The organism is Bradyrhizobium sp. Leo170 (assembly GCF_004296405.1).
Taxonomy (GTDB): Bacteria; Pseudomonadota; Alphaproteobacteria; order Rhizobiales; family Xanthobacteraceae; genus Bradyrhizobium.
The window spans coordinates 1-10,924 of sequence record NZ_PSRR01000296.1 but is presented as its reverse complement, the minus strand read 5'-3'; the positions used below and the strand labels follow the sequence as shown (position 1 = coordinate 10,924).

At 66.2% G+C, this 10,924-nt stretch carries 8 protein-coding genes and 1 pseudogene; 4 read left to right on the top strand and 5 right to left on the bottom strand.

The features are described from left to right. Positions 1 to 40 precede the first annotated feature (40 nt). On the top strand, positions 41 to 1,609 hold the full coding sequence (locus CWO89_RS33750; protein WP_130582794.1) for a GMC family oxidoreductase: 1,569 nt from the start codon (positions 41 to 43) through the stop codon (positions 1,607 to 1,609). A 284-nt stretch (positions 1,610 to 1,893) separates the two neighbouring features. Here the strand turns inward: CWO89_RS33750 and CWO89_RS33745 are convergent, their stop codons facing one another. Continuing rightward, entirely contained in the window at positions 1,894 to 2,205 is a 312-nt protein-coding gene (locus CWO89_RS33745; protein WP_028163938.1) for a ribbon-helix-helix domain-containing protein, read from the bottom strand. 220 nt (positions 2,206 to 2,425) lie between these two features. Between CWO89_RS33745 and mutL the strand changes: the two genes are divergently transcribed. Further along, complete coding sequence (gene mutL / locus CWO89_RS33740) at positions 2,426 to 4,240, top strand: DNA mismatch repair endonuclease MutL (protein ID WP_130582793.1); 1,815 nt, start codon at positions 2,426 to 2,428, stop codon at positions 4,238 to 4,240. 91 nt (positions 4,241 to 4,331) lie between these two features. Here mutL and rsmD read toward each other — a convergent pair. Together rsmD and CWO89_RS33730 are read right to left on the bottom strand one after the other, a co-directional pair. Beyond that, positions 4,332 to 4,885: pseudogene (gene rsmD / locus CWO89_RS33735) on the bottom strand (16S rRNA (guanine(966)-N(2))-methyltransferase RsmD). Positions 4,886 to 4,893: 8 nt separating this feature from the next. Beyond that, entirely contained in the window at positions 4,894 to 6,978 is a 2,085-nt protein-coding gene (locus CWO89_RS33730; protein WP_165421433.1) for a pseudouridine synthase, read from the bottom strand. Between the two features lie 131 nt (positions 6,979 to 7,109). Between CWO89_RS33730 and CWO89_RS33725 the strand changes: the two genes are divergently transcribed. Further along, positions 7,110 to 7,556, top strand: coding sequence for a nucleoside deaminase (locus CWO89_RS33725; RefSeq protein WP_245476703.1), 447 nt, complete (start codon positions 7,110 to 7,112; stop codon positions 7,554 to 7,556). Between the two features lie 84 nt (positions 7,557 to 7,640). Here the strand turns inward: CWO89_RS33725 and CWO89_RS33720 are convergent, their stop codons facing one another. Together CWO89_RS33720 and purD are read right to left on the bottom strand one after the other, a co-directional pair. Beyond that, entirely contained in the window at positions 7,641 to 8,546 is a 906-nt protein-coding gene (locus CWO89_RS33720; protein WP_130582791.1) for an alpha/beta fold hydrolase, read from the bottom strand. Between the two features lie 31 nt (positions 8,547 to 8,577). After that, positions 8,578 to 9,855 (bottom strand): phosphoribosylamine--glycine ligase, encoded by a 1,278-nt coding sequence (gene purD / locus CWO89_RS33715; RefSeq protein WP_130582790.1) that lies wholly within the window; start codon positions 9,853 to 9,855, stop codon positions 8,578 to 8,580. Positions 9,856 to 10,024: 169 nt separating this feature from the next. Between purD and xseA the strand changes: the two genes are divergently transcribed. After that, on the top strand, positions 10,025 to 10,924 hold a 900-nt coding region (gene xseA / locus CWO89_RS33710; protein WP_130582789.1), incomplete at its 3' end, for an exodeoxyribonuclease VII large subunit.

The following is a 10,924-nucleotide window of genomic DNA, read 5'->3' as shown; positions in this document are numbered from 1 at the left end:
ACCGAAGGCATAAACCAACCAACGCTCTGGGAGGATCACAATGGCAAAATTCGATCTCAATGACAGTGGCGTGGTGGTGATCGTGGGCTCCGGCGCGGGCGGTGGAACGCTCGGCAACGAGCTGGCGCAGAAGGGCGTCAAGGTCGTCATCCTCGAAGCCGGACCGCGCATCGAGAACCAGGACTTCGTCAACGACGAATGGGACAGCTTCGCCCAGCTCGCCTGGTCGGACATGCGCACGACGTCGGGAAGCTGGCGCGTCGCCAAGGACTTTCCGAACCTGCCGGCATGGATCGTGAAGGCGGTCGGCGGCTCGACCACGCATTGGGCCGGCGCGTCGCTGCGCTTCGACGAACATGAGTTCAAGGTCAAGAGCACCTATGGCGGCATCCCCGGCGCCAATCTCTTGGACTGGCCGATCACGCTCGCGGAGATGGAGCCGTATTACGCCAAGGCCGAGAACAAGATGGGCGTGACGCGGACCAACGGCATTCCGGGCCTGCCCGGCAACAACAATTTCAAGGTGCTGGAGGCCGGCGCCAGAAAGCTCGGCTACAAGACCGTGCACACCGGCAACATGGCGATCAACAGCGAACCGCGTGACGGCCGCGGCTCCTGCCAGCAGATCGGTTTCTGCTTCCAGGGCTGCAAGTCGGGCGCGAAATGGTCGACGCTCTACACCGAAATCCCGAAGGGCGAGGCCACCGGCAATCTCGAAGTGCGCCCGGGCAGCATGGTGATCAAGATCGAGCACGATCAATCCGGCAAGGTGACCGGCGTGGTCTATGCCGACGCAAACGGCGCGATGCAGCGCCAGAAGACCCGCGTGGTCGCGGTCGCCGGCAATTCGATCGAGAGCCCGCGGCTATTGCTCAACAGCGCATCGACCATGTTCCCGGACGGGCTCGCCAACTCCTCCGGCCAGGTCGGCCGCAATTACATGCGGCACATGACCGGCAGCGTGTATGCGACCTTCGAGAAATCGGTGCACATGTATCGCGGCACCACGATGGCCGGCATCATTCGCGACGAGGCCAAGAACGATCCCTCACGCGGCTTCGTCGGGGGCTATGAGATGGAGACGCTGTCGCTTGGCTTGCCCTTCATGGCTGCCTTCCTCAGTCCAGGCGCATGGGGACGCCCGTTCACCAGTGCGATGGAAGGCTATCCGCGGATGGCCGGCATGTGGCTGGTCGGCGAGGACATGGCGCAGGAGACCAACCGTGTCACGCTTGATCCGAAGGCGAAGGACAAGTTCGGCATGCCGGTCGCGAGCGTGCATTTCGACGATCATCCGAACGATCTCGCGATGCGCGCCCATGCCTACAAGCAGGGTGCCGCGGTCTACGAGGCGGTCGGCGCCACCGTCACCTATCCGACGCCGCCCTACCCGAGCACGCACAATCTCGGCACCAACCGAATGAGCGAGAAGGCGAAAGATGGCGTGGTGAACAAATACGGCCAGACCCACGACATCAAGAACCTGTTCGTCTCGGATGGCAGCCAGTTCACGAGCGGGGCAGCCTGCAACCCGACGCTGACAATCGTGTCGCTGGCGATCCGGCAAGCTGACCACATCGCCGGCGCAATGCAGCGGAAGGAGATTTAGGATCTGATGCTAGCCACGCGCTCGCTTCGCCTCTCCCGCTTGCGGGGGAGGCCGACGCGCGAAGCGCGGCGGGTGGGGGCTCTCTCCCCACAGATAGTCCCATCGGGAGACACCCTCACCCCAGCCCTCTCCCGCAAGCGGGAGAGGGAGCTACAACGCCTGCACCCGCAGCGCCGTAGCCCGGGTGGAGCGCCAGCGTAACCCGGGACCGCCGGTCGATGTTGATGCAGGCGTCCCGGGTTGCGCGTTCCGCTCCACCCGGGCTACGAGGCTCGCGAGGGAGCCTACTCGGCCGCGTCGAGAATGGCGGGCCTGTCGCGCAACTCCGGCGACGCGGCGCTCTTGGAACGATAGATCAGGCAGGAGCAGCGCAGCAGCGAGGCGAAATTACTGACCTCGCCGTGATGGTCGAGAACCTCGTTGTGCAGCGTGGTGAGGAATTTCGCCAGACTCATCCCCTCCTTCGCCGCGATCTCCTCCAGCGTGTCCCAGAACGCCAGTTCCAGCCGGATCGAGGTGCAATGGCCGCCAAGTCGCAGCGATCTGGTCTGCGATTCGTAGTCGCGTTGCGGCTGATGGGCGAACAGATGACACATGGAATCCTCCCGCCAGATTATAATTTTTCTAAACGATATACCCGACCGCACAACCCGACAATCCTGCGCTGCACAGCCGGCGTCCCGCGAATGCCAGTGCCTTCAAGATGATAGGCAGGTCCCATCCCCAGGGCCGCGTGGATTTCCGGACCCGAACGCATGCATTTGTTGCGGCGCCCGCCTAGAATGGGTTGATCCTCGAATCGATGCCACGCACGCCATGCCCGTCCGCCAGCTTCCCGAACAGGTCGTCAATCGCATCGCCGCCGGCGAGGTGGTCGAACGCCCCGCGAGCGTGGTCAAGGAACTGGTGGAGAATGCGATCGATGCCGGTGCGAGCCGGATCGATATCTTCACCGATGGCGGCGGGCGGCGGCGGATCGGGATCACCGATGACGGTGGCGGCATGACACGCGGCGACCTCGCGCTTGCGGTCGACCGCCACGCCACGTCAAAACTCGATGACGAGGACCTGCTGCGGATCCGGACGCTCGGGTTCCGCGGCGAGGCGCTGCCCTCGATCGGCGCGGTGGCAAAGCTCAACATCGTGACGCGACATGCGAGCGAACCGCACGCGTGGTCGCTTTCGGTCGAAGCCGGCGTGAAATCGGAGGTCATGCCCGCGGCGCTCGGCCAGGGCACCCGCGTCGAGGTCGGCGATCTCTTCTACGCGACGCCGGCGCGGCTGAAATTCCTCAAGACCGACCGCACCGAAGCGGAAGCGATCCGCGAGGTGGTGCGGCGGCTGGCGATGGCGCGGCCCGACATCGCCTTCACGCTCGCCGGCGAGGAGGGCGCCCCGGTCACCTGGGCTGCGGCACTGCCCGGCGCGCCTGGCCGGCTGACGCGGCTCGGCGATATTCTCGGGGGCGAGTTCCGCGGATGCGCGATCGAGGTCCGCGCCGAACGCGAGGGCGTCGTGGTCGAAGGCTTTGCCGCCGCGCCGTCGCTGACGCGGGCGAATGCGCTCGGCCAATACCTGTTCGTCAACGGCCGCCCGGTGCGGGACAAGCTGATCCTGGGCGCGGTGCGCGCGGCCTATGCCGACTACCTGCCGCGCGACCGCCATCCCGTGGTGGCGCTGTTCGTCACGCTGCCGCCGCAGGAGGTCGACGCCAATGTGCATCCGGCCAAGACCGAAGTGCGCTTCCGCAATGCCGGCCTGGTCCGCGCCCTGATCGTGCATGCGCTTAAAGAAGGTCTCGCGCGCGAAGGAAGGCGCACCGCGGCCAATACCGATGGCGCGGCGCTCTCCGCCTTCCGCCCCTCCTTCGTTGCCCCGCGGCCGAGCAATTGGGACTGGCGCGGCTCGCCGGCTTTTCCCGTGCGGCCGTTGCCTTCATTCGACGGCGTGGCCGCAAGCGCGTTGGCCGAGCCTGGCCAGGCTGCCTTCGACGTCGGCACGCCGACGGCCGATGTCCGCTTCGAGGCGCAGCCCGCGGCCGACCTGCTCGATCGCCCGCTTGGCGCGGCGCGCACCCAGATCCACGAAACCTACATCGTCTCGCAGACCCGCGACGGACTCATCGTGGTGGATCAGCACGCCGCCCATGAGCGCATCGTCTATGAGAAATTGAAGGCGTCGCTGGCCAAGAACGGCGTGCAACGGCAGATTTTGCTGATTCCTGAAATCGTGGAGCTCGATGAATCCACCGTCGAGAAACTGCTCGATCGCGCCGAAGAGCTTGCCAGTTACGGGCTCGCGATCGAATCCTTCGGCCCCGGCGCGGTTGCGGTGCGCGAGACGCCGTCGCTGCTCGGCAAGGCCAATGCGGCCGGTTTGCTCCGCGATCTCGCCGAGCACATGGCCGAATGGGACGAGGCGCTGCCGCTCGAGCGACGCCTGATGCATGTCGCCGCCACCATGGCCTGCCACGGCTCGGTGCGCGCCGGACGCCGCCTCAAGCCGGAAGAGATGAACGCGCTGTTGCGCGAGATGGAAGACACGCCGAACTCGGGCCAGTGCAACCACGGCCGCCCGACCTATGTGGAATTGAAGCTATCGGATATCGAGAAGCTGTTCGGGCGGCGGTGAGCTGCGCGGGACGCGTAGGGTGGGCAAAGCGTAGCGTGCCCACCATCAAGCACTCCGCTCGCAATGGTGGGCACGCTACGCTTTGCCCACCCTACGGCACCTTCAAGAACACGAACTCCGTGTCGTCGTACGCGCGGCGCTCCAGCTCCTCGAAGCCGTCAGGTGCTGTGAACGCCACAGCCTTCGCCTCTTCCACCACCACGAGCGCGCCGGGCGTCAGCCACGCGCCATCGCGGAGCGAGGCCAGCGCCTTCTCGGCCAATCCCTTGCCGTAGGGCGGATCCAGGAACACCAGCGAGAACGGCTCGACGGGATGCGCGGGGCCCAGATTGGTGGCGTCGCGGCGGAATACTTTTGTCACGCCACCGAGCCCCAACGACTCCACGTTGTTGCGGAGGAGCGCGCGGGCTTCGGCGCCGTTGTCGACGAACAGCGCGAACTTCGCGCCGCGCGACACCGCCTCGATGCCGAGCGCGCCGGTGCCGGCAAGAGGTCCAGCACCCGCGCGTCTTGAATCGGATCGTCATAGGCGTGGACGAGGATGTTGAACACGGACTCGCGCAATCGATCCGCGGTCGGGCGAATGTCGCGCGAGGATGGCGCGGCCAGATTGCGGCCCTTCAATCGTCCCCCGACGACGCGCATCGTCCGGCCTACTCGTCCTTCGGCTTCAGGTCGCGCTTGCCGTGATAGGTGCGCTTGACGCGGCGTGGCGGGCCGTAGCCGGCATTCTCTTCCTCGTTGCGGATGCGCGCTTCCTCACTGCCGGAGCGCTGCACCAGCACGCGGCGGCCCTTGCGGTCGGCAATCACGGCGCGCTTGCTCGCCGGCTTGGACGGCTTTCTGTCGCGTAGCGCATCGTCGTCACCGTCGGCATGGTGCTCCGGCCGGGCGAAGTCCACGCCCGCAAGCTTGGCGACCTTCTCGCCGAGCTGCTCGCGCAGCACCCGCGTCTTGACCTCGTCGACCTTGCCTTCCTCGAGCTCGCCGAGCTGGAACGGACCGTAGGAGATCCGGATCAGCCGGTTCACCTCGAGCCCGAGATGCGCCATCACGTTGCGCACCTCGCGGTTCTTGCCCTCGCGGATCGCGAACACCAGCCAGACGTTCGAGCCCTGGTCGCGCTCCAGTGTCGCATCGATCGGACCGTATTTGACGCCCTCGACCTCGACGCCCTTCTTCAGTTCATCGAGCTGCGCCTGCGTCACCTCGCCATGGGCGCGGACGCGATAGCGGCGCAGCCAGCCGGTGTCGGGCAATTCGAGCACGCGGGCGAGCCCGCCGTCATTGGTCAGCAGCAGCAATCCCTCGGTGTTGAAATCAAGCCGGCCGACGCTGATCAGCCGCGGCAGGCCTTCCGGCAGATTGTCGAACACCGTCGGCCGCCCCTCGGGATCGTCATGCGTCGTCATCAGCCCGCGCGGCTTGTGATACATGAACAGCCGCGTCCGCTCGCGCGGCGGCAACGGCTTGCCGTCGACGGCGACGACATCGTTCGCGGTGACGTCGAGCGCCGGCGAATTGATGACACGGCCATTCACGGTGACGCGGCCCTGCGTGACCATCTCCTCCGCGTCGCGGCGCGAGGCCAGCCCGGCACGCGCCAGCACCTTGGCGATGCGCTCGCCGGATTTCTTCGTCTTCGGCTCCGGACGCGGCCGTCTCTCGAAATCTGCCGGTCGTTCGCGATAGGCGCCGCGGCCGCCGAAGGCCGGACGCTTCGCAAAGATCTTGCTCTCATCCTCATTGTCGCGGCGCGGACGGTCGCCAAAACGTCCTTCGCTGCGCGGATGCTCCTGCCAGTCGGTGCGTCCTTCGGGGCGCTCGCGGCCACGATCGAACTTGCGATCATCGCGCTCGCGGGGACGATCGAATTTCGGCCGCTCACGGAATGGACGATCGCCCTGCTGACGGTCGTCGCGCGCGCGCGAAAAGCGAGGGCGCTCGTCGCCGCCGCGATCGTCGCGCGGCCGGTCATAGCGCGGCTTGTCGAATTTCGGCCGGTCGAAATCGCGCGAGCTGCCGAAATTGCGTTCCGGACGATCGGAATTGCGCTCGCGCTTCTCCCACGGCTTGGACTCGCCGCGCGGCGGGCGGTCGCCGAAATCCTTGCGCGGCGCCCGATCCCCGCGGTCGGCAGCACCGCGCGAGAATTTCCTGTCGCCGCCGAACTTTCTCTCGGGCCGATCGCCATCGCGGGATGGACGGTCGCCAAAGGATCGTTCGCCGCGTGGTGCATAGGATCGCTTCTCGCCGTCACGATCGCGCGACGCGTAGGGCTTCTTGTCGCCGAACTTGCGATCGGAAAACCGCGACGCCGGACGGGCATCGTCGCGATTGGCGCGCGGGGTGTAGGGGCGCTTTTCGCCGCCGCGGTCATCCCGGTCAAACCTCGGCCGGTCGCCGCGCGGCTTGAACGGCCGCTTCTCACCATCACGCGACGGGCGGTCGGCAAACGTCCGCTCTCCGCGCGGGCGGTCGTCGCGGTTGAAGCGCGGCTTGTCGCCATAGTCCCGGCGCGGCGCCTCATCCCCGTCGCGGCGGCGGAACGGGCGATCTTCGCGCTTGCTGCCGAAGTCGCGCTTTGCATCATCGCGCTTTCCGGCAGAATCCCTGGTCCCAAAGCCGCGCTTGGCGAACTTCTTCTCCGGCCCGCGCGCCTTGCCAGAGCGGCCCTTGCCGCCCGGCCGATCACGCCGACCGCGGGAATCGTTGTTTTTGTCGCTGTCGCGGGGCATGAATAGTCTCACTTAGGGGGCAAATGGCGCTCATGCGTGCCCGTTATCGAGCCGCAATCTCACGCAAAAACCGGGCATCCACTTTTGCTGAAGGCGCAGCTAGTAGCAGGTTTCTTCCGATGATACGAGGCATGACTGCCCCTTCTTTCATGGATTTGGCGCTGAAAACCGCCGAAAACGCCGGAAAGGCCGGCGAAGTTCCGATCGGCTGCGTGATCGTCCGGGGCTACGAGGTGATCGCCACCGCGGGCAACCGGACCCTGACCGACCGCGACCCGACCGCGCATGCCGAGATTTTGGCGATCCGGCAGGCCGCGGAGGCGATCGGCACCGAGCGGCTGGTGGATTGCGATCTCTATGTCACGCTCGAGCCGTGCACGATGTGCGCCGCCGCGATCTCGTTCGCCCGCATCCGCCGGCTCTATTACGGCGCGGCCGATCCGAAGGGCGGCGCGGTCGAATCCGGCGTGCGGTTCTTCTCGCAGCCCACCTGCCATCACCGGCCGGAAATCTATCCCGCCATCGGCGAGCGAGAGGCCGCAGTGCTATTGCGGGAGTTTTTCCGGGAGCGGCGGTGAACTTCCCGTAGCCCGGGTGGAGCGCAGCGCAACCCAGGGTTCTGGAGTCCGTGTCTTCCCGGGTTGCGCTGCGCTCCACCCGGGCTACGAAGCGAGAAAGAACTCCCGCAGCAGCTTTGCCGTGGCTTCCGGATTTTCTTCGGTCAGGAAATGGCCGGAGTCGACCGGCGCGCCCACGACATTGGTCGCCCACTGCTTCCAGGTGTCGAGCGGCGTCGCCGCGGCACTCGCAATCCCGGCATCGCCCCACAGCGCCAGCATCGGGATCGTGATCTTCCGGCCGGCCTCGACATCGGCCTTGTCGATCTCGTAATCGGCATAGGCGCCGGCGCGGTAATCCTCGCACATCGCATGCACGCGCGAGGGATCGCGGAATGGCGCCAGATAATGCTCCAGCGCGCGCGGATCGATGGCGTCCAGCGTCTTCGACTTGGTCTGGCTCGCCATCTTGTGCTTCAGGAAGAAATCCGGGGCGCCCAGGATCAGCGTCTCCGGAAACGGCGCCGGCTGCGCCAGGAAGGTCCAGTGATAGATCTTCAGCGCATAGAGGCGGTTGATGCGCTCCCAGTAATTATAGGTCGGCAGGATATCGAGCACCGCGAGCTTGGACAGCCGCCCCGGATGATCGAGCGCCAGCCGATAGGAGACGCGGCCGCCGCGGTCGTGACCGGCGAGCGCGAAATGCACGTGGCCGAGCTTCTCCATCGCCTCGATCATCGTCTTCGCCATCGCGCGCTTGGTGTAGGGCGTGTGGTCCTTGTCGCTCTCCGGCATGTCCGACCAGCCATAGCCCGGCAGGTCGGCGATGATCAGCGTGAACCTGTCGTCGAGCTTTGGCGCCACCGGATGCCACATCACATGTGTGGATGAGAAGCCGTGCAACAGCAGCAGCGGCGGCCCCTTGCCGCCGACGCGCGCGAAGATGCGGCCGGAGGACGTGTTGATCCATTCGGAGGCGTAGCCGGGGAAAAGATCGGCGAGATCGGACATTCGCGTACCTCCTCTGAATTTCGGATCGAGTTTAGCCCTGCTCGGCCTCCACCGCCTGCCAGGCGATGTCGCGGCGGCAAAAGCCGTCCGGCCACTTGATGCGGTCGATCGCGGCGTAAGCGCGCTGCTTGGCTTCGGTCACGGTCGTGGCCGACGCGCAGATGTTGAGCACGCGGCCGCCATTGGCGAGGATGGCGCCATCCTTCTCGACCGTGCCGGCATGGAAGATCTCGACGCCCTCGATTTGGGCGGCCTCGTCGAGCCCTTCGATGCGCGTGCCCTTCTTGTAATCGCCGGGATAGCCCTTGGCGGCCATCACCACCGTCAGCGCCGGCTCGGGGAACCAGCGCAGGTCAAAATTCTTCAACTGCCCGTCGCAGGCGGCGAGGAAGGCCGGCACGATGTCGGACATCATCCGCAGCATCAGCACCTGGCATTCCGGATCGCCGAAGCGGACATTGTATTCGAACAGTTTTGGCCCCTGCTCCGTCAGCATCACGCCGGCATAGAGCACGCCGCGGAACGGAATGCCCCGCTGCTTCATGCCGGCAACGGTAGGTCCGATGATCCGCGCCATGATCTGGTCATGGATCTCTGGCGTCACGAACGGCGTCGGCGAATAGGCGCCCATGCCGCCGGTGTTCGGCCCTTCATCGTGATCGAACACGCGCTTGTGGTCCTGCGCGGAGGCGAGCGGGATCGCAGTCTCGCCGTCGCACAGCGCGAAGAAGCTGATCTCGCGGCCCGACAGGAACTCCTCGATCACCACCTCAGTGCCGGCCGAGCCGAACGCGCCCTCGAACATCATCGCGATGGCCGCTTCCGCCTCGCCCAGCGTTTTGGCCACCACGACGCCCTTGCCGGCGGCGAGGCCATCAGCCTTGACCACGATCGGCGCGCCCTGCGCCCGTAGATAGGCGAGCGCATCACCGGCATTGTCAAAGCGGCGGTAGGCGCCGGTCGGGATGTCGAACTCGCGGCAGAGATCCTTGGTGAACCCTTTGGACCCCTCGAGCTGCGCCGCCAGCCTGCTCGGACCGAACGCCTTGATGCCGGCAGCGGCGAGATCGTCGACAATCCCCGCGGCGAGCGGGATCTCCGGGCCGACCACGACAAGATCGACGGCGTTGCGCCTGCAGAATTCAATCACGGCGGAATGATCGGCCACATCGAGCGCCACGCATTCGGCCTCGCGCGCGATTCCGGCATTGCCCGGGGCGCACCACAGCTTTGTCACCAGTGGAGAGGCGGCGATCTTCCACGCCAGCGCATGTTCGCGGCCGCCGGAACCGATCAGGAGAATGTTCATGCGATTGCAGTCAGAATTTAAGGGTTGCCGCGCCGTAGCGCGACGGTTTAGCACGGCATCACGCCGCCGCAAGGAATGGCTCGGGCTTGATGTGGATATGTGGCCTGACGGGCTGGTTGGCACCCCAGGACCTTGCGCCCGCGCCTAAAAAGCCCGATTCTAACAAGTGATGACCGCTGCACCGAATCTGCTCAATGCGCCCGAATTCACCGTCTCGGAACTGTCCTCCGCGCTGAAGCGAACGGTGGAGGACCGGTTCGGCCATGTCCGGGTCCGCGGCGAGATCACGGGCTTCCGGGGCCCGCATTCCTCCGGCCATTGCTATTTCGCGCTGAAGGACGAGAACGCCAAGATCGAGGCGGTGATCTGGAAGTTCGCCCACGCCCGCATGCGCTTCAAGCCCCAGGAGGGGCTCGAGGTCATCGCGACCGGCAAGCTCACGACCTATCCGAACTCTTCCAAATATCAGATCGTGATCGAGTCGCTGGAGCCGGCCGGCATCGGCGCGCTGATGGCGCTGATGGAGGAGCGCAAGAAGAAGCTCGCCGCCGAGGGCCTGTTCGACGAGGCGCGCAAGCAGCTCCTGCCCTGGCTGCCGGAGGTGATCGGCGTCGTCACCTCGCCGACCGGCGCCGTGATCCGCGACATCCTGCATCGGCTGGAGGACCGCTTTCCCCGCCGCGTGCTGGTGTGGCCGGTGAAGGTGCAGGGCGACAGCTCCGCCGAGCAGGTCGCCGCCGCAATCCGCGGCTTCAACGCGCTGCCAGAAGACGGGAGGATTCCGCGACCGGACCTGCTGATCGTCGCGCGCGGCGGCGGTTCGCTGGAGGACCTCTGGTCGTTCAACGAGGAGATCGTGGTCCGCGCCGCCGCCGACAGCATGATCCCGCTGATCTCAGCAGTGGGTCACGAGACCGACATCACGCTGATCGATTTCGCCGCCGACAAGCGCGCGCCGACGCCGACCGCGGCCGCCGAAATGGCGGTGCCCGTGCGCAGCGAATTGCTCGCCGAGATCGCAGCACTGGCTCGGCGCGTGTCCGTGTGCTGGCAGCGCGGCCAGGAGGCC

Coding starts and splice junctions, on each gene's coding strand:
- CWO89_RS33750 (WP_130582794.1), top strand. CDS start 41: ATGGCAAAATTCGATCTCAATGACAGTGGCGTGGTGGTGATCGTGGGC.
- CWO89_RS33745 (WP_028163938.1), bottom strand. CDS start 2,205: ATGTGTCATCTGTTCGCCCATCAGCCGCAACGCGACTACGAATCGCAG.
- mutL (WP_130582793.1), top strand. CDS start 2,426: ATGCCCGTCCGCCAGCTTCCCGAACAGGTCGTCAATCGCATCGCCGCC.
- CWO89_RS33730 (WP_165421433.1), bottom strand. CDS start 6,978: ATGCCCCGCGACAGCGACAAAAACAACGATTCCCGCGGTCGGCGTGAT.
- CWO89_RS33725 (WP_245476703.1), top strand. CDS start 7,110: ATGACTGCCCCTTCTTTCATGGATTTGGCGCTGAAAACCGCCGAAAAC.
- CWO89_RS33720 (WP_130582791.1), bottom strand. CDS start 8,546: ATGTCCGATCTCGCCGATCTTTTCCCCGGCTACGCCTCCGAATGGATC.
- purD (WP_130582790.1), bottom strand. CDS start 9,855: ATGAACATTCTCCTGATCGGTTCCGGCGGCCGCGAACATGCGCTGGCG.